Source organism: Sporolactobacillus spathodeae, from assembly GCF_016908935.1.
Lineage (GTDB): Bacteria > Bacillota > Bacilli > Bacillales > Sporolactobacillaceae > Sporolactobacillus > Sporolactobacillus spathodeae.
In genome coordinates this window covers 1-17858 of sequence record NZ_JAFBEV010000018.1, presented here as the reverse complement: position 1 = coordinate 17858, position 17858 = coordinate 1, and the positions used below count along the sequence as shown (strand labels likewise).

Below are 17858 nucleotides of genomic sequence, written 5' to 3'. Positions count from 1 at the left end.
ATATCTTTAATACAGGATTCGACGCGTAACGCCTGTAATATTGTTCAGCTCTGATCATCAAATTGGTTTATACTAGACATAAGTATTATGATGCGGATGTTTTTTTAGGACACGTGAGATAAAGACAACGTTGCCCGGCAAAATAATTCTATGGGAGGCTTTTAAGAAAATGGCAGATTTGTTTAGTAAATTGAAGGAAGAAGTCAAGGCTCAGAAACCATCCATTGTTTTTCCGGAGTGTGACGATGAGCGGATTATCTGCGCGGTTAAGAAACTGGCTGAAGAAGAATTGATTGTTCCAGTTTTGATCGGCAGCAAGACAGCGATGGACGCTGAAATTCGCGCCCTAGCAGATAAGGATCTTTTGAAATTGCGCGACCCGCAGAATGAACCGGAAATGCCGAAGCTGATTCAGGCATTGGTTGAGCGGCGCAAGGGAAAGACCGATGCCAAACAGGCGGCGGAATGGCTGAACGATCCATGCTATTTTGGGACGATGCTGGTTTATATGCACGAAGCCGACGGCCTGGTTAGCGGCGCGGCGCATTCGACAGCGGATACGGTTCGACCGGCACTGCAGATCATCAAAGCGCAACCGGGAAAGAAGCGTATATCCGGCGCGTTCATTCTCGTCAAGGGAAACGAAGAGCTTGTTTTCGCGGACTGCGGGATCAACATTTCGCCGGATAGCGAAACCCTTGCTGAGATTACGGTTGAATCTGCAGAAACGGCGCGTTCATTTGGCATTGATCCGTGTATTGCCATGCTCAGTTTTTCGACGAAAGGATCAGCCAGAGGGCCGGAAGTCGATAAAATTACGCACGCGCTCGCGATTGTCAAAGCGGAACATCCTGAGTTGCTCGTTGACGGCGAGTTGCAGTTTGACGCGGCTTACGTTCCGGCAGTCGGCGATAAAAAAGCGCCGGGATCACCCGTCGCCGGCAAGGCCAATGTCTTTATTTTTCCAAATATCGATGCCGGAAATATTGGCTATAAAATGGTGCAACGCCTCGGCGGCTATACGGCAGTCGGACCGATTCTGCAAGGCCTGAATAAGCCGGTGAACGATCTGTCGCGTGGCTGCTCAGCCGATGACGTCTATAAATTGGCATTGATTACAGCCAAACAAGCGATCATGGCCTTGGAACATCATCACGTCTGAGTGGCAATAAAAAAGGCCGTCCCAAAAGTATTTTCCACTATTGATGCAGCGAAAATGAATACGTTAAAATCATCGAAGGACCTTTCTTTCGATGATTTTTTTAAGCGATAAGAATGTATAAGATTTTACACAAAAAATGGAGCGCAGGAGCGAGATGCCTACGGGAAAAGCGAGCCGGGTGAGACTCCACAGATTCTAGTTTGTCTGAGCAGACGCGCGGCGCCCGCGGTAAGCGAGCAGCCGAAGCGCAATTGTTGAAAAAAGACTTAGCTACGCCAAATTTTTCTAACGAGCAAAGGTATTTGCTTTTGAATGATCGCAAGCGAAGCCTTAACTACATCTTTCAAAATGTAAGGAATAGAGACAAAGACTGCCCGCAGCGGACAGTCTTTGGATGGGGTAGCGAGTCATTCACGTATTTTTTAAGAAAGCGGATGGAAGCCTTCTTCAATCAAATATTCTTTGGCTTCGTTATACGTTCGGAACGTTCCGTCGAGCAAGTCGCCGGCATAGACATTCCAAAGCTCATTTTCATAGATGATTTGCAGCTGTTGTCCGCTGCGGGTTGACCAGATCTCGCGATCAACCCCGCCCTGGGTGGCTACCTCATAGACGCCTTCAGGTGAGAGCGCATGGATCGCTTGCTTTAAAATCGTTCGCAGCTCGTCCTCTGAAAACTCACGAATATTGACCATTCCCTTGCTGTCGGCATCATAACCGTCGAGACCCTTGGCATAGACAAAACCATTGCCGTTTGGATGCAAGTGATAGACAACGTTCTTTTTTTCTGACGCACTGCCGCTGTATTGAAAATTGACGCGTCCAAGCGAAACTTCTTTTCGCGAAAGTTCTGGGAAAGACGCAATGATGGCTAACTTTTGCTGATAATCAAGCATAAAAAAGTGATCAACTCCTATTTGACGGATTTCTTCGGTTCATTATAGCATAGGGAGAAGAGCAAATCGATGCGGGGCGTGGGGATGCCCTTTGGGCCAATTATAGTCCCACGGCAATCGAGTGCCTGAAGCACATTTATTGAAAAGAACACTTGGCTAAGTTAAGTTTTTCTCATTAGTTAAAAATGTATAAGACTTTGCGCGAAAAATACAGCGAAGGCGTTCTGGCGCCCATGGCAACCAAGTGCCCGAAGCAAAGTGGTCTTGGCCAAGCCAAGCTTTTCTTAGATTGGGGTTGGATAGATGAGCGAGAAAACGAAACAAAGACGCGCCATCAAGAAGGGGATTCGCGGGTTCGGTTGGATTCTGAATGCCCAGCATCTTCTCCTGCTGCTCGTTGTTTTTGCCTACGGAATCGGTGCCGCGATAGCGGCTTATCAGATCCAAGGATCACATGTCAATCTCAATCAATTAGAGAATAAATTGTCTCAAAACGGCTGGCCGATGATTTTTGCAGTTATCTTTGCATTCATTCCGATTCTCTGTTTCCGGCGCAAGCGGTTTTTTACAGACGACCTCACAGCAAGAAATAAAAAGATAACGGTGAAAGTCTTTCTTGTCTCGCTCTTTCTCGTTCTCGGCGTCAACACGGTACTCGGACTGCTTAGCTACCCAACGGATGCCCTGCTGCATGCGATCGGCTTTACGGCGAAACCTTCTGAACAAGTCTTGGACGGCTCAACGACGATCAGTATGCTTGTTTACACTTGTCTTATTGCCCCTGTTCTTGAGGAATTTCTGTACCGGGGTTTTATCCTCCGCAGTCTGGAGAAGTTCGGAAGCTTTTTTGCCATTGTCACCTCGGCGCTTCTTTTCGGCCTGATGCATGAAAATATCATCCAGCTTCCCTATGCATTCGGCATTGGTCTGATATTCGGCTATTTGGCGAAAACATATTCGATCAAGCTCACCATCTTGATCCATATCGCGAATAACACATTGGGCGAGCTTTTCTCTGACCTTGTGCCGAGCTCCGGTTTGATTGGTACAAGTCTGAATCTCGTATGCTCTATTCTGCCTGTTGCCGTCGCCATTTGGCTGATTTGGCATTATCGCCTGGCGATTCGTGCTTGGTTCAGGGAGAACCGGCCCAATAAGGCTGCCTTTGTCGCGTTTTATACATCGATCCCTATTCTGATATTAATTATTTCCAATATTATTAGCACAATGCTTGGAATTGAAAAATTGTAAAAACAGCCTTCTAGAGCGAGAAATAAAGACGACGATCGGGGATGCATAAGATCGCCGTCTTTTTTTATAGATAAGGCCGAGAAAATGAAGCGGAGGTGCGCTGGCACCTTGCGAGAAAGCAAGCCAAGTGGGCCCCGCAGATTCTAGCTTGTCTGAGGAGACGCGCAGCACCCGCGGCAAGCGAGCGACTGTAGCGTAATTTTTGCAAAACAAAGACTTGCCAAGCTTTTCTTACTGGCTTTTTCAGCCAAAAATTATCGTTAAATGGCCGTCATTCGGACACTGGGCCGTTGGCAGGTCGAGAGTGGCCATTGACAGATCTACACGTTCAGTGTACTATTTAACTAATACAGAGACACGTGAATGATGGAGGTAAGAAGAAATGGCATGGATCGCTCTATTTAAGAAAGAACTCAGACTCAGTGGACTGACTTTCTTAACCTTTCTTTTGTTTGAGATATTGTTGATGGGTATGGGTATTTATGTGGCTTATCGAAGCTATCGTTTGGATACGATTGCCTACGTAGGTATTATGCTGATTGTCTTTCATTCTTTCTATCTATGTGGGTATATGCTGTTTAACGCCTTCTTGGAGCGAAAGACAATGTATCTCTGGCTGCATAGTCCGCTGCCCGGAAGCGAGCTACTTGCAGCCAAGTTGGCAGCTGGTTTAGTGAATATGACCGCGTCTTTACTGATTGCAGGTGCCTATACTTGGATGGGCTATCTGTATTCGATAACGATCCAGGAGCATTTACGACACTTGCATAGCTACAGGGCAGCTGTGATTGTTGTCATCTATATTTACGGGGTGGCGCTTGGCCTCGGTATTTTGACCATTCTTCTCTGGCTGCTTGTGGCAAGCCTGCGGACAAGAACCGGGAAATGGGCATACCTAATTGGGATTGCTCTAGTGATCGCCGCCATTTATTTACTGAAAAAGCTCAATGACTGGGGCGTGCTGAAATTGGTCAATAATTGGGCACCGCTGCCGCGCAGCTTTTCAAAATTCTGGATCGGCAACGCTTTCCATACTCCGATTTATTTTGGCAGTTTTGTTGTTGAAGGCCTTTTAATAACGGTTTTATTCATCCTTTCTGCTTGGATTATGGACCACTGGCTTGAGGTTTCATGAGAGCGATGCGGTAATGAGGAGTGACAGATATGATAGAACCATTTAACCCGTCTTCGCCGATTTATCTGCAGTTGTGCGAACGCATCAAGAACAAAATTATTCGCGGATCGCTAGTACCAGGCAGCAGGCTTCCGTCTGTCAGGGAATTGGCCATTGACTCAGGGGTCAATCCGAATACGGTGCAACGCGCCTATCACGAACTGGAAGAATCCGGTGTAACAGTGAAAAAAAGAGGACAGGGAACCTTTGTGACAGAAGATCCTGAGATTCTTGAGCAGATGCGCCGTGCGCTGCTCTGCCGTCACATCAATCATTTTGTCCGTCAAATGAAGGATATCGGCTGCACGGAGGCGGAAATTGTGAAAAGTCTGAACGATTATTTCAAACAGAATGAAGGGGGAGAGGGTCAATCATGATCCAGCTGGAAAACGTATCAAAACGCTATCTGGTCAAGAAGGCATTGAATAATGTCAACCTGCAAATAGAACCAGGGCATATTATCGGCTTAATTGGGTCCAACGGTAGCGGGAAATCGACAACGCTCAAGCTGATTGCAGGTCTGATACGGCCGAGCAAAGGAACTGTGCTTGTCGAGGGGAAATTAGCCAATCGGCGCATCTGCGCTAAAGTGGCCTATCTATCTGAGCTGGATGCCTATTATTCTTTTTTTACAGTTGAACAGACGGTAGATTTCTATGCACGGACATTCAGCGATTTCAATCGCGAGAAAGCAGAAGAAATTCTACAATTTATGAAACTGGATCGTGCGCAGAAAGTGAAGGATCTCTCGAAAGGGAGCCGCGCTCGTCTGAAGATTGTCGTGACGCTGGCTCGTGATGTCCCCTTCATTTTAATGGACGAACCGCTTTCCGGACTTGACCCGATGGTTCGGCAGTCGATTATTCGTGGTTTGCTCTCCTTTATTGATCTCGAGCGACAAACAATTATTCTGACGACCCACGAGCTTGCGGAAATTGAACCACTTCTCGATACGGTCATTCTGCTCAAAGACGGCACCGTTGTGGCAACAGAGCGTATCGAATCGATCAGAGACAAAGAAAAATTAAATTTAGTCGATTGGATGGTGAAAAATTATGAGCAATAACACCACCACGGATCCGGCCGTGCGCCTTGAGCATGTGACGAAGAAAATCGGTCGAAAAACGATTATTGATGATCTTAGCTTTGAAATTAACCGCGGCGAAGTATTTGGTTTCCTTGGACCAAATGGCGCCGGAAAAACAACGACGATCCGAATGATTGTCGGCTTGATGCGGATGACAAAAGGCAATATTTATATTCAAGGACACAGCATACGCGGGGCATTCAAGGAGGCGATTCGCCAGGTTGGGGCGATTGTTGAAAACCCGGAGATGTACAAATTTCTGACCGGCTACCAGAACCTGGTCCACTATGCGCGGATGGTTTCCGGCGTCGACAAGGAGCGGATTGACGAGGTCGTGAAACGGGTACACTTGGAAAACAGTATTCACGACAAGGTGAAGAAATACTCGCTCGGGATGCGGCAGCGCCTTGGCGTGGCGCAGGCATTGCTACATCGGCCCGCTGTCCTGATTCTTGATGAACCGACAAATGGTCTTGATCCCCAAGGCATCCATGATCTGCGTCATTATCTGCACCAACTTTCACGTGAAGAGCATGTGGCCGTGGTTGTCTCCAGCCACCTATTGTCGGAGATGCAGTTGATGTGCGATCGCATTGGCATTCTTCAAAAAGGAAAACTGGTTGGCGTTGAGACAGTCAACACCTTTGTCAACGAAGGGGGCCAAACGGTACGGCTCACAGTCGATGACTGTGCGTTTGCAGCAAAAGTTATCAAAGACAAATTGTCGCTCGAAGCGGTGCTTGCCGATGACGATACGCTAGAGATGACGCTCGAAAAAGAGAAGATTCCAGTTATTATTGACACGTTAGTGCTTTCGAAAGTCAAAATTTATGCGGTTGTTGCCGTGAAGAAATCACTGGAGCAACGCTTTCTTGAAGTGACGGGAGGGAAAAGTGTTGAATAAATTCGCTGGCTTGCTTCAAAATGAAAATATGAAAATCTATCGCCGCGGTTCATTTAAAGTCATGATCGCGATTTTAATCGGACTTGTTCTTCTCGTTGGCATGATTCTCCGTTTCAATACGCCACAGCCAAGCACTACGGCAACGACGCATTGGAAACAGCAACTTCAAGCGCAGATCAACCAGGATAAAAAACAACTGCCTTCACTCAAAGCCGATAAACAGGTCTATGAAACATTTAAAAAGAACATCGCGATCAATCAATACCGAATCAAGCATAATCTCAAACCGTCATCGAGCGAAACGTTGTGGCAGTTTGTTATGGCAGTCGCCGGCAATATGATCACAATTATTGGTGTATTCACGGTTATTGTCGTGGCGACGTCGATCGCCAGTGAATTTGATTCAGGAACGATTAAATTGCTGCTGATCCGGCCGATTTACCGGACGGAGATTCTGCTTTCTAAATATGTGTCCGCACTTTTATTTACTGTCCTGAGCTTGATCGTACTCTTTGTCGCTTCATGGATTGTCGGCGGCATTTGCTTCGGTTTCGATAGCGCTTCTGAGGCACATCTAGTTTATTCAAATGGCGTGGTACACCAAACAAGTTGGACCTTGGCCGTCTGGCAAACTTATCTGCTCGACTGTGTGTCACTGGTGATGACTGTCACGGCAGCCGGACTGATTGCCGCTGTCTTCCGGAACGGCGGACTCGCGATAGGTCTCTCAATTTTCATGATGATGGCCGGTCCAATCGCTGTACAACTCCTCAGTCGTTTTGATTGGGTAAAATATATTCTGTTCGCCAATACAGACTTAACGCAATATACGAACGGTGTGCCCCTGCGTAGCGAGATGACCCTCGGTTTCTCGATCGCCGTGCTCGCAGTTTATTATAGCGTCTTCGTGCTCGTGGGCTGGGTCTTTTTTACAAGACGCGATATTAAAGCTTAAGCGATCTTGGAAAATATGAAAAAGTCCTGATGTGAACTGCTGCATCAGGACTTTTTTCAATTTGAATAGGATTTATGCGAAAAATGCAGCTGCAGTAGCAATCAATTGAAAAGAAATCAGAAAAAGGATTGGGTCACGTCAAGTTTTCCTCATCCGCTTTCTGGACGAAAATCAGATAGTGAGATCCCAATGTCAGCCACAGCATCGACAGAGTAAGGCGTAACATCGACAGAGTAGAGCGTAGCATCGACAGAGTAAGGCGTAGCATCGACAGAGTAGAGCACAACATCGACAGAGTAAGGCGTAACATCGACAGAGTAGAGCACAACATCGACAGAGTAAGGCGTAACATCGACAGGGTAGGACGCACCATCGACAGAGTAGAGCGCACCATCGACAGAGTAGAGCACAACATCGACAGAGTAGAGCACAACATCGACAGAGTAGGGCGTAGCATCGACAGAGTAGGCATGAACATCGACAGAGTAGAGCCGAACATCGACAGGGTAGGGCGTAGCATCGACAGAGTAGAGCCGAACATCGACAGAGTAGGGGGCACCATCGACAGAGTAGGGCGTAGCATCGACAGAGTAGGGGGCACCATCGACAGAGTAGGCATGAACATCGACAGAGTAGAGCGCACCATCGACAGAGTAGGACGCACCATCGACAGAGTAGGCATGAACATCGACAGAGTAGAGCCGAACATCGACAGGGTAGGGCGTAGCATCGACAGAGTAGAGCGCACCATCGACAGAGTAGGCATGAACATCGACAGAGTAAGGCGTAACATCGACAGAGTAGGACGCACCATCGACAGAGAAGGGCGTAGCATCGACAGAGTAGGACGCACTATCGACAGAGTAGGATGCACCATCGACAGAGTAGGCATGAACATCGACAGAGTAGAGCGCTAGGCATCGGCTGAGGCATAAAATTGCAACATGTTTTTTGCGTAAGAAAGGAGCGCAGGCGCGAGACGCCTGCGGGAAAAGCGAGCCAAGTGAGACCCCGCAGATTCTAGCTTGTCTGAGGAGGCTCACGGATCGCCCGCGGCAAGCGAGCAGCCGGAGCGCATTCGATACAAACAAGGACTGGACATCAGCCGCATACCGATCAACAGCCGAGGCATAAAATTGCAACATGTTTTTTGCGTAAGAAATGAGCGCAGGCGCGAGACGCCTGCGGGAAAAGCGAGCCAAGTGAGACCCCGCAGATTCTAGCCTGTCTGAGGAGGCTCACGGATCGCCCGCGGTAAGCGAGCAGCCGGAGCGCATTCGATACAAACAAGGACTAGATCAGTCACATAACGTCGACAACCGAGGAACAGTCGTCTTGTTGCCGAGTAAAAACAGTATTTTTACGATTTATTTGTAAAGATACCTGAATTTAATCATTCGTTCATATTGTCGCGCTATGATCAGATTGTGCGATAAGGACAATATTACCAAAACTATTCAAGATTCGAGGGGAATTCTATTGAAACATATTTTCTCTTTCAAAGCGCGTCCCTACGCCTTTCGCCTGAAAAATATGATCCATTTCTACAAAGCTTGCGAAAAATTAGGCGTGACCGTCTATGTCTCTGGGAAAAATTATTTGGAACAAATTCATAAGCTGCCGCAGCTGCTCTCCGTGTTACTCCTTACCTTTTCACAGGACAAGGATTGCTTGATTGTTATCGAAGGCGAGCATACAAAACAGTTAAAGCACCTAGCCGCAAGACTACTGCCGCAAGCGCTGCCGAACCCAGCCTTTTAAAGCAGCATAGAATGGATGCAAAGAAAAAAGTCGTGATTCATTAATGAATCACGACTTTTGTATTGTAGGCGATATTTTCATAGATCCATTTGGCATCCGGTACCGTCAAATGCACACAGCCATGAGAATCCTTTTCCCCGAGCCGTGCGGCGTCTGCCGCGAGAACCTTTTTATCTTCATTCATTGGCACGCTGTGAAACAGGAATTCGCCATGATTTTTCCAGGAAACCCAGTATTCAGCACCCTCTTTGTAGCGCGGCGAATAAAACCATTTACCGCGTTCGCCTTGAATATAATAGGTACCCGTTGGCGTCGTTGTTTGCGGATCGGTATCGAGACCAGTCGAAGCAATCATCGTATAGATCGTTTTGTCGCCGTCTTTTATATAGACGCGTTGGTCTTTAATCGACACGTCGATCCAGATAGGTTCGCCGCTTTTAAGTTTCGGATAAGGACCTCCAGATGGCTTGTTCCAGTTCACGGTCACCTTTTTTTCCTGGACTTTTTTTGGAGTGGTTTTGGTCGCTTCTAATTTCGTTGCTGTCTGAGCGTGTTTGACAGTAGAGGCTTGGTCAATTTGTGCATTGGGATTCATTAAAGAACATGAAGCAAGATTCAATCCGATAAGCAATGCAGACAGAGCAAACCCGCTTCGTGCAACATAATTCATGGTGTTTACTGCTTCCTCTCTATGCGGTGAAATTTCCGGGGCTAGCGCTGATTGTGATGGGTATTAAAAGGGTTTCCGGTTTATGCTTTTTATAATCTTTCGCTTGCAATGGGCAGATTCAGGTGGCAGCAATTACTCTCCGAGACTGTTAAATGCTTTTTCATTCCGACGAATCATCCGCTCATAATAATAGCCGAACAATTGTGTTTCTTCTTGCGTCAGTGATTCAGCCGAAAGCCGGCCGTGTGTCCGAAGAATGCGTAGCAACGCTGCGGAAATTTCTGCAACGGTCAGCTTCAGTCCGGAGAGTTCCTCCAGTGAAGCCATCGATTCGGGGAAAATATCCGGATAGACAAATGGCGTCCTTTCGCCTTGCAAACCTGCCTGATAAAAAGCGCGAATGAGCTCGGCGCGTGCCGAACCGCTGCCTGCGACGCAAAGATAGATTTGGACGGCGATGCCTTTCTTGACGCGGCGTTGCGAAATTCCGGCGAATTTACGCCCGTCGCAACTCAAATCATAGCGCCCAGGACAGTAAGAATGGGTGATCTCACCCGTTTGCGGCTGAAGATGATACGGACTGAGCAATTCTTCGATTAAATCGGCCATCGCTTGGTAGGTCTCATCAATGGAGAGCGCGCGATCTTTCTCTGAAAAAACCAGCGAGAGATTGAGTACATTGCGATCAAGAACAACGGCGAGTCCGCCGGAATTCCGAGCAACGAATCGATACCCGGCGTTTTGCAGGACACGAAGCCCGTCGGCAAGATGAGGCAGGCGTGTGTCCTGAATACCAAGCATGATCGTTTGGTCATGAACCCACAACCGGGCAGTTGCCGGAGCAAGTCCGCTGCCGCAGGACGCGCACAGCGCATCGTCAATCGCAAAAGATTGTTTTCCATCAAAAGAGGGTCCAAAAGACGATTGATCGATGACTCGCCAGACCGGTTGTTCCAAAAGAACACGCATCGCACATTGTCCTTTCCTCAGAAATTTTCCAATTAAATTATAACAGCTTGGTCCACGAAAATTATAAATTATTGATTGGATCTGAAAAAATTAATCTTAATGAAACATAGAAAATCGAGCAATCGTGCTGTGCTTATTCTCACTTTTTTCTGAAATCAAGATGCCTAAAATAAATAAAAAGAATGCCTGGCGGTTGCTGGGACAGGAATTTGGGCAGAAACGGGGGATATAAATGATTCGAAAATTGGCAAACGCGGATAAAGAGACGGTTCTTGAACTTTTGAACAGACAGCCGGCAGAAAATCTTTTTATCATCGGCGATATTGAAGCGTACGGATTTGACGATCCAGTGACGCTCTGGGGTGATTTCAACGGGGATGGCCAGTTGGTTGCGGTACTGATGCGCTATTTTAATCATTTTATCCCCTATGCACCATCGCTTGAAAAGCTAGATGCCGAGGGATGGGGCCGCATCATTAATTTGGACGGACGGATGAGACAGCTTTCCGGTCTGGACATGCTGGTGCGCCAGGTGATGCCTTATATCTGGCAACCACTCAAGACCAAGCAGACGTGCTGTTACGCGCAACGGGAGGCGGCGCTGCCACTGAACGGGCAAGGACAGCAGAAAGACGTTCGTATGCTGTTTCCTGAAGAGGCAGAAAAAATGGTTCGCCTTCGTGCTTCTATCCCGGCGTTCCATGCCCTTTCAGAAGATCACCACTTGTTGCAGCGAAATATGGAGAAAGGGATTTCGCGTTCTTTTTATGTAGAAAAAGATGATCGGGCGATTAGTGCGGCATCGACGAGCGCGGAAACACGATCGGCAGCGATGATTGTTGGGGTTTGCACGCTTCCAGATTATCAGCGCCAAGGTCTGGCGACAAGCTGTCTGATTAAAATCCTTGCGGCACTCCGCGCGGAACACAAGACCGCGTGTCTATTTTATGACAACCCGGATGCCGGACGCATTTATGAAAAATTAGGTTTTCAGTCGATCGGCCATTGGATCGTTGCTAGGTATGGCTGAAGCAAGTCAACGGGTAAATCAAACCGGTAGATAACACGCCATTAAGGTTCTAAAAGAACATAAATCAACTGTTTCAGGAAAAACTATAAAAAAATTGCTGCAACCGGTGGTAGGGTAAAAGCTCGGCAAGCGAGCAGCCAGAGCCTATTTATTACAAATAAGTATCTCGTTTTTCTCGACAAAAAAGAACGGATATGATTTTCCAAGAAAAATTACAGCGAAGGTGCGAGACGCCTGCGGGAAAGCGAGCCAAGTGAGACCCCGCAGATTCTAGCCTGTTTGAGGAGGCTCACGGATCGCCCGCGGCAAGCGAGCATCCAGAGCCTATTTGCAACAAATAAGTACACTGTGTTTCTCGACAAAAAAGAACGGATATGATTTTGCGTGAAAAATTACAGCGAAGGTGCGAGACGCCTGCGGGAAAAGCGAGCCAAGTGAGACCCCGCAGATTCTATCCTGTTTGAGGAGGCTCACGGATCGCCCGCGGCAAGCGAGCGACCGGAGCGTAATTGTTACAAGAAAGTATCTCGTTTTTCTCGACAAAAAAGAACGGATATGATTTTCCAAGAAAAATTACAGCGAAGGTGCGAGACGCCTGCGGGAAAAGCGAGCCAAGTGAGACCCCGCAGATTCTAGCCTGTTTGAGGAGGCTCACGGATCGCCCGCGGCAAGCGAGCAGCCAGAGCCTATTTGCAACAAATAAGTACTCGGTGTTTTTCACCGGAAACGGTCACTTTGCCGTCACATCAATATGAAAAAAATTTTGATAAAATAAACCTCATAATGTAAAATATATTTTGCAAACGTTTTATAGGAGGATATGAGATGGCCAAGAAAGATTACACCCAGTTGGCAAATGATATTGTTGCCAACGTTGGGGGTAAAGATAATGTGAATTCATTGATTCATTGCGCCACCCGCCTGCGCTTTCGCCTGAAAGACACGTCGAAGGCGAATAAAGCGGCACTTGAAGAGTTGCCGAAGGTCTTAACCGCGGTCAGCGCCGGCGGACAGTATCAAGTGGTTATTGGCGACGAAGTGGTCCCAGTCTTTGATACAATTATGGATACGTATCGTTTTAGCGCGGTTGACAGTGAAACGTCAACGGGATTGCGTGCGGACGGCACTGATCCAGTCGAAGAAGCCGCCGAGAAAGAAAAATGGTTTGAAAAATTTGTCGCTGTTCTGTCTGGTATTTTTACGCCATTTATCTCCGTCTTGGCAGGGGCGGGTGTACTCAAAGGTCTTGCAATCTTGATCGCCACGTTTAATCTGCTGCCGGCCCGTTCACCGATTTACATCAGTATTGATGCGTTGGCTACCGGCGTATTTGTTTTTCTTCCAATATTTATTGCGATTACGGCCGCGGATAAGTTTAATACCAACCGATTTATCGCAGTAGCTCTTGCTGCGGCGATGGTTTATCCGCTGACAGACGCGAAAATTCCTGATTTAACGCATTTGGGAAGTTATGCCGTTAATTTCAAAACTTATGGCGGCGCAGTTATTCCGACGATCCTCGCCATTTGGCTGGAAAGCTATATCGAACGCTGGTTTAAAAAACATATTCCAGACGTCATGCAGCTTGTCTTTGTACCTTTTCTTACTTTGATTGTCGCTGGTCTGCTGACGTTCTTCATCATCGGACCACTTGGCAATGGCCTGGGCATGGTACTGGCTTACGGTTATAAATTTCTTTATAATTTGAGCCCGCTTGTCGCAGGCGCTATCCTTGGCGGCACGTTCCAAATCTTTGTTATTTTTGGTCTGCACTGGGGAATCCTGCCAATTTCTCTGATCAATATCAAAGCCTACGGCTATGATACTTTGCTCGCAGTCATGTTCGTTGCGGTAATCGGCCAGTTCGGCGCGGTCACTGCTGCAGCTATTCGGGCGAAGAAACTGAAAAATCGAGAAATCGCCATTTCCGCCTTGATCAGTGCCTTCTTCGGAATTACAGAGCCAGCGATATACGGTATCAATTTGAAGTATAAAAAAGCATTTATTTTCGGTTTGATTGGCGGTGCGATCGGTGGCGCCGTGATCGGTGCTGCTGGAGTAAAATGTTTCCAATATACACCGATTATGAACATCTTCGAAATGCCGCTGTTTATCGGGCACAACTCGAGTGTCATGATGGCCGGAATTGCTGGTGTGATTGCGTGGCTCTCGTCCTTTGCGCTCGTTCTCGCTTTCGGCTTTAATGAAAGCAATACTGAGAAATTGTTTGCCAAAGTCACTTCCGGTAAGAAAAGCCTAACCGAGAAAAAGACAGCTGCGGTAAACGCTAAACAAGCGGCGAAAAGCGAAGCCGCGGTAGCAGTTGAAGAAGAACCGGCTGTTGATACGACAGGCCTGCAACTCGTGGATACAGTGTTCAGTCCGCTTGATGGCCAAGCAGTTGCCCTGAAGACAGTGAACGATCCGGTATTCAGCTCCGAAGCGATGGGTAAAGGTGTTGGTATTGTTCCGTCGACCGGTCAACTTGTTTCCCCGGTTGATGGCGAAGTCAGTGTCGTTTTCCCGACCGGACATGCTTACGGGCTTAAGTCGGAAGACGGTGCAGAAGTGCTGATTCACATTGGGATTAATACGGTTCAATTGAACGGTAAATATTTCGAGGCTTCCGTACAAGCTGGCGACACGGTTCACAAAGGCCAGCTTCTCGGCACCTTCGAACCAGACAAGATTGCAGAAGCCGGCTTTGACTGTACAACGATGGTTCTTGTAACCAATACAAATGAATTCGCAGCCGTCGCACCGCAAACCGGTGCAACAGATTCCGGCAACGAACTGGTCAAAGTTTACAAAAAGTAAAGCAATCATCAAAAAGGCTCAGTCCTCAAGTGGGACTGGGCCTTTTTTTTAAGATAAAGTGTATGTAGATTTTGCACAAAAATGGAGCGAAGGTGCGAGACCCTGCGGGAAAAGCGAGCCAAGTGAGACCCCGCAGATTCTCGCTTGTCTGAGGAGACGCGCGGCGCCCGCGGCAAGCGAGCAACCGGAGCGTAATTTTTGCAAAAAAAGACTTGGCTATGCCAAGTTTATCTTAGGTGGATTTTGCGTGGAAAACGGGGCGCGAAAATACGCCTGTTTTCGAGTTGAGGCACCATTCGACCGCTTAAAAGCTCAGCGTCTGCTGCCAATTCAGGGCATTTAAATAAATCTGCATATAGCGTTCAAACGGAATTTCCGATTCATTGAGATAGCGGCCCAAACTCGGCCAATCCGCCCGTTCAAAAGAAAGCAGCGCGTCAAGGTGCATGCGCAAGTCGTTTTTTTCACCAAGCAAGGCGCGACTCACCTCATCAGTCAACGACAGCTTTTGGACAATATGCGCCATCGAATCATTCAACAAATCATCAAGTGATGAGAACAATCCGGTGATCAGGAAAACGGGTTCGCGCTTCTCTTGTCCGCATTCATGGGCGAGTTGCGCCAGCATCTTTCCGCGAATCGTTGACATTTTGATTAATTCGTTATTTTCGGCGCTTTTCAGATCCTGAAGAAGCATGACATTCATCCATTGCCGCAGATCGGAAATACCGATTCGCGCCAAGGCCTGACGGATGGAGCGAATCGGGAGAATACTGCCATAACCGGCGAGATTGGACAAGCGGATGATCTTATAAGATAAGCCAACATCGCCTGCTAGCCATTTCGACATTTTATAAAAATCGGGTTCCTTGCGTTTTAATTCGCGCAAAGATTTGAGAATGGATTCGTTCAACGTGGGAATATCCGTGCGATTGAGAATCATCGGTTTGCTGAAGAAATAGCCCTGAAACAATTTATAACCCATAGTTCTTGCTTGTTCATAATCCTCAGCGGACTCAATTTTCTCCGCAAGGAAAAGGATGCGCGACTGATAGCGCTGGATCAAGGCTTGCTGGTCCGATAGACTAATGCGCGGATATTCAATTTTAATAATATCCACCAGATCAATGAGACCCGACGTGAAATAATCGGGATGCAGCGTAAAATCATCGAGCGCCAGCGTATAACCGTAAGACTTCAGCATTTTGCAGGCGGCAATGACTTCCTTTGTGACGGCGACGGTTTCGAGTATTTCAACAACCACTTTCTGAGGCGGGAGCAGACGTGGCAGTTCATGTGTCAGGAAATTCTGAGGAAAATTGATGAAACCACGTGTTCTGTCAATTAAATGGTTAAAATTCATCACGAGTACAGAGTTTGCCAGTACGGCAGCTGTCGCTCGGTCATCGTCAATGCCTTCAAAGAAATTGTTCTCGCTTTTGCGATACAGCAGCTCATAGCCATAAAGATTCATTTCTCTGTCAAAAATAGGCTGACGCGCCACATAAACTTCCAATCTGTTCATCTCTCGATTCTCACGAAAATAGGTGATATACCGCTTCCATCATAGCATGAATAATAGAAACCAAACAACAGACATCTTTTAAAATCTAGTGAATTCATGCGTGAGTCATCAGGTTCGAGGGCTTGATCTATCTAGGAAAATTAACACTTAAATATTTAAACTATATTTTTATAAAAAAAAATAATATTAATTTATTACCGATACCTATTTAATATCATGATGAAAATAGGTATAATTATCTGAAAATATTAAGAAAGGTCCGTTGCCATGGATGCAATAGATGAAAAAATCATTGATTTATTAAAGAGCAATGCTCGGATGCAATTGTCAGAAATCAGCCGTCATATTCATTTGACAGTGCCAGCTGTTTCCGAGCGGATTCGCAAATTGGAGCAGCAGCGGATCATTGAATCCTATACAGTTCGTCTAAATCAAAAAAAAGTGGGTAGACCGCTAATGGCATTTATTTTCGTTACACTCGATTCGCCGCGAGCAATCCCGGAATTTACCGAAAAGGTGTTGCAATCGACGCATGTACTCGCTTGCCACCATCTTGCCGGCGAATATGATTATCTACTCAAAGTCGCAAGTTCTGGCACTGAAGAGCTGGAGACGTTTCTATCCAGTTATCTGAAAAAGATAAGCGGTATCCGCCGGACGAATACGCTGATCGCACTTTCCTGCATCAAGGAGGCTGGATGAATATGTCTTTTATTTCTGGTTTTGGGCTTGGCATGCTATTGCAATTTTCGATTGGCCCTGTTTTTTTCGGCGTGATTAATGTCGCTTTGACGCGCGGGTTCAGAGAAGGGATGAAGATGACCCTCGGCGTAACCCTAGGAGACGGCATTTATATCGCGCTTTCCATGACAACGCTGACCGCGCTCTTTCATTTTCCCGCACTGCGCCTGATAATCAGTCTGACAGGTGCTGTCGTCCTCTTGATTTGGGGCATTCGAATGATACGCAATGCCCGCCAGCGTTCAGAGTCAGGCGAAGCAGTGCTCGGTAACAGTTTTTTCTCAGGACTGAAGATTACCCTACTGAACCCAATGTCGATAATTTTCTGGTCCGGGATATTTGCTTCAGCAATGGCTCTGAAAAAATGGACAGACGCCAGCGGACCCATTCTTTATGCTTCAGGTTGCCTGTTTTCCACCGTGTTTTTTCTCGGCCTCGTATGCTTGTTTGGCAGTTTCGTCAAACGCTGGCTCAAGGTGGCGAACACCCCGGTCATTGATTACATACTTGGCGCGTTATTTGTTTTCTTCGGCTTGCGGCTGATTATCAGCCAAATCACCACCTTTCTCTAATGATTGAGGCAAGTTAAGCTTACGGGAAAGCTTGATCTCTCAAGACATGGATTGATCCCCGAAGATTAACTCCGAATCGAGGAAAAGTCGCACCGAATTTCAGGAGTCGCACCAAATCGAGGAAAAGTCGCACCGAAATTCGGAAAAGTCGCTCCTAAATCAAGGAAAGTCGCACCGAAATTCGGAAAAGTCGCTCCTAAATCAAGGAAAGTCGCACCGAAATTCGGAAAAGTCGCTCCTAAATCAAGGAAAGTCGCACCGAAATTCGGAAAAGTCGCTCCTAAATCAAAGAAAGTCGCACCGAATTTTGAGAGTCGCACCAAATCGAGGAAAAGTCGCACCGA

General features: G+C 47.0%; 18 protein-coding genes. 12 read left to right on the top strand and 6 right to left on the bottom strand.

All coding sequences use genetic code 11. From position 1 onward, the window contains the following. Positions 1–169 precede the first annotated feature (169 nt). Positions 170–1162 (top strand): phosphate acetyltransferase, encoded by a 993-nt coding sequence (gene pta, locus JOC27_RS09480; protein ID WP_205007058.1) that lies wholly within the window; start codon positions 170–172, stop codon positions 1160–1162. Positions 1163–1584: 422 nt separating this feature from the next. Here the strand turns inward: pta and JOC27_RS09475 are convergent, their stop codons facing one another. Then, on the bottom strand, positions 1585–2058 hold the full coding sequence (locus tag JOC27_RS09475; protein WP_205007057.1) for a hypothetical protein: 474 nt from the start codon (positions 2056–2058) through the stop codon (positions 1585–1587). Positions 2059–2361: 303 nt separating this feature from the next. Between JOC27_RS09475 and JOC27_RS09470 the strand changes: the two genes are divergently transcribed. From JOC27_RS09470 to JOC27_RS09445, 6 genes are all read left to right on the top strand, one after another. Beyond that, positions 2362–3309 (top strand): CPBP family intramembrane glutamic endopeptidase, encoded by a 948-nt coding sequence (locus tag JOC27_RS09470; RefSeq protein WP_205007056.1) that lies wholly within the window; start codon positions 2362–2364, stop codon positions 3307–3309. A gap of 382 nt (positions 3310–3691) precedes the next feature. After that, positions 3692–4444, top strand: a complete 753-nt coding sequence (locus tag JOC27_RS09465; RefSeq protein WP_205007055.1) for a hypothetical protein — start codon at positions 3692–3694, stop codon at positions 4442–4444. A gap of 29 nt (positions 4445–4473) precedes the next feature. After that, a complete protein-coding gene (locus JOC27_RS09460; protein WP_205007054.1) occupies positions 4474–4860 on the top strand; it encodes a GntR family transcriptional regulator in 387 nt (128 codons plus the stop codon). Continuing rightward, complete coding sequence (locus JOC27_RS09455) at positions 4857–5549, top strand: ABC transporter ATP-binding protein (protein ID WP_205007053.1); 693 nt, start codon at positions 4857–4859, stop codon at positions 5547–5549. The genes JOC27_RS09460 and JOC27_RS09455 overlap by 4 nt, the downstream gene beginning before the upstream one ends. Then, positions 5539–6474 (top strand): ABC transporter ATP-binding protein, encoded by a 936-nt coding sequence (locus JOC27_RS09450; protein WP_205007052.1) that lies wholly within the window; start codon positions 5539–5541, stop codon positions 6472–6474. The genes JOC27_RS09455 and JOC27_RS09450 overlap by 11 nt, the downstream gene beginning before the upstream one ends. Next, entirely contained in the window at positions 6467–7429 is a 963-nt protein-coding gene (locus JOC27_RS09445) for an ABC transporter permease (protein ID WP_205007051.1), read from the top strand. Before JOC27_RS09450 ends, JOC27_RS09445 begins: the two co-directional genes overlap by 8 nt. A gap of 149 nt (positions 7430–7578) precedes the next feature. Here JOC27_RS09445 and JOC27_RS09440 read toward each other — a convergent pair whose 3' ends face one another. Further along, positions 7579–8631 (bottom strand): hypothetical protein, encoded by a 1053-nt coding sequence (locus tag JOC27_RS09440; protein WP_205007050.1) that lies wholly within the window; start codon positions 8629–8631, stop codon positions 7579–7581. 277 nt (positions 8632–8908) lie between these two features. Between JOC27_RS09440 and JOC27_RS09435 the strand changes: the two genes are divergently transcribed. Continuing rightward, positions 8909–9190 (top strand): hypothetical protein, encoded by a 282-nt coding sequence (locus JOC27_RS09435; RefSeq protein WP_205007049.1) that lies wholly within the window; start codon positions 8909–8911, stop codon positions 9188–9190. 40 nt (positions 9191–9230) lie between these two features. Here JOC27_RS09435 and JOC27_RS09430 read toward each other — a convergent pair whose 3' ends face one another. Together JOC27_RS09430 and JOC27_RS09425 are read right to left on the bottom strand one after the other, a co-directional pair. Then, positions 9231–9860, bottom strand: coding sequence for a L,D-transpeptidase (locus tag JOC27_RS09430; protein ID WP_239530233.1), 630 nt, complete (start codon positions 9858–9860; stop codon positions 9231–9233). Between the two features lie 132 nt (positions 9861–9992). Continuing rightward, entirely contained in the window at positions 9993–10829 is an 837-nt protein-coding gene (locus tag JOC27_RS09425; RefSeq protein ID WP_205007048.1) for a lipoate--protein ligase family protein, read from the bottom strand. 232 nt (positions 10830–11061) lie between these two features. Here JOC27_RS09425 and JOC27_RS09420 point away from each other — a divergent pair, with 232 nt between their 5' ends. Continuing rightward, complete coding sequence (locus JOC27_RS09420; RefSeq protein ID WP_205007047.1) at positions 11062–11859, top strand: GNAT family N-acetyltransferase; 798 nt, start codon at positions 11062–11064, stop codon at positions 11857–11859. An 825-nt stretch (positions 11860–12684) separates the two neighbouring features. Next, complete coding sequence (locus JOC27_RS09415; RefSeq protein WP_205007046.1) at positions 12685–14676, top strand: beta-glucoside-specific PTS transporter subunit IIABC; 1992 nt, start codon at positions 12685–12687, stop codon at positions 14674–14676. A gap of 304 nt (positions 14677–14980) precedes the next feature. Here the strand turns inward: JOC27_RS09415 and JOC27_RS09410 are convergent, their stop codons facing one another. Further along, positions 14981–16201: an EAL and HDOD domain-containing protein gene (locus JOC27_RS09410; protein ID WP_239530232.1), complete on the bottom strand. Its 1221-nt coding sequence runs from the start codon at positions 16199–16201 to the stop codon at positions 14981–14983. Between the two features lie 267 nt (positions 16202–16468). On the opposite strand from JOC27_RS09410, the gene JOC27_RS09405 reads away from it, so the two are divergent. Both JOC27_RS09405 and JOC27_RS09400 read left to right on the top strand, forming a co-directional pair. Continuing rightward, the gene (locus JOC27_RS09405; RefSeq protein ID WP_205007045.1) at positions 16469–16903 is read left to right on the top strand and encodes an Lrp/AsnC family transcriptional regulator; all 435 of its coding nucleotides are present in this window, start codon (positions 16469–16471) and stop codon (positions 16901–16903) included. Positions 16904–16905: 2 nt separating this feature from the next. Then, entirely contained in the window at positions 16906–17514 is a 609-nt protein-coding gene (locus tag JOC27_RS09400; RefSeq protein ID WP_205007044.1) for a LysE family translocator, read from the top strand. A 65-nt stretch (positions 17515–17579) separates the two neighbouring features. On the opposite strand, the gene JOC27_RS09395 is transcribed toward JOC27_RS09400, so the two are convergent. Next, a partial coding sequence (locus JOC27_RS09395) for a hypothetical protein (protein WP_205007043.1) occupies positions 17580–17858 on the bottom strand: 279 nt, incomplete at its 5' end.

What these genes read in the sequence shown, in the direction of transcription:
- pta (WP_205007058.1), top strand. Translation starts at nt 170, where the DNA reads ATGGCAGATTTGTTTAGTAAATTGAAGGAAGAAGTCAAGGCTCAGAAA.
- JOC27_RS09475 (WP_205007057.1), bottom strand. Translation starts at nt 2,058, where the DNA reads ATGCTTGATTATCAGCAAAAGTTAGCCATCATTGCGTCTTTCCCAGAA.
- JOC27_RS09470 (WP_205007056.1), top strand. Translation starts at nt 2,362, where the DNA reads ATGAGCGAGAAAACGAAACAAAGACGCGCCATCAAGAAGGGGATTCGC.
- JOC27_RS09465 (WP_205007055.1), top strand. Translation starts at nt 3,692, where the DNA reads ATGGCATGGATCGCTCTATTTAAGAAAGAACTCAGACTCAGTGGACTG.
- JOC27_RS09460 (WP_205007054.1), top strand. Translation starts at nt 4,474, where the DNA reads ATGATAGAACCATTTAACCCGTCTTCGCCGATTTATCTGCAGTTGTGC.
- JOC27_RS09455 (WP_205007053.1), top strand. Translation starts at nt 4,857, where the DNA reads ATGATCCAGCTGGAAAACGTATCAAAACGCTATCTGGTCAAGAAGGCA.
- JOC27_RS09450 (WP_205007052.1), top strand. Translation starts at nt 5,539, where the DNA reads ATGAGCAATAACACCACCACGGATCCGGCCGTGCGCCTTGAGCATGTG.
- JOC27_RS09430 (WP_239530233.1), bottom strand. Translation starts at nt 9,860, where the DNA reads ATGAATTATGTTGCACGAAGCGGGTTTGCTCTGTCTGCATTGCTTATC.
- JOC27_RS09425 (WP_205007048.1), bottom strand. Translation starts at nt 10,829, where the DNA reads ATGCGTGTTCTTTTGGAACAACCGGTCTGGCGAGTCATCGATCAATCG.
- JOC27_RS09420 (WP_205007047.1), top strand. Translation starts at nt 11,062, where the DNA reads ATGATTCGAAAATTGGCAAACGCGGATAAAGAGACGGTTCTTGAACTT.
- JOC27_RS09415 (WP_205007046.1), top strand. Translation starts at nt 12,685, where the DNA reads ATGGCCAAGAAAGATTACACCCAGTTGGCAAATGATATTGTTGCCAAC.
- JOC27_RS09410 (WP_239530232.1), bottom strand. Translation starts at nt 16,201, where the DNA reads ATGAACAGATTGGAAGTTTATGTGGCGCGTCAGCCTATTTTTGACAGA.
- JOC27_RS09405 (WP_205007045.1), top strand. Translation starts at nt 16,469, where the DNA reads ATGGATGCAATAGATGAAAAAATCATTGATTTATTAAAGAGCAATGCT.
- JOC27_RS09400 (WP_205007044.1), top strand. Translation starts at nt 16,906, where the DNA reads ATGTCTTTTATTTCTGGTTTTGGGCTTGGCATGCTATTGCAATTTTCG.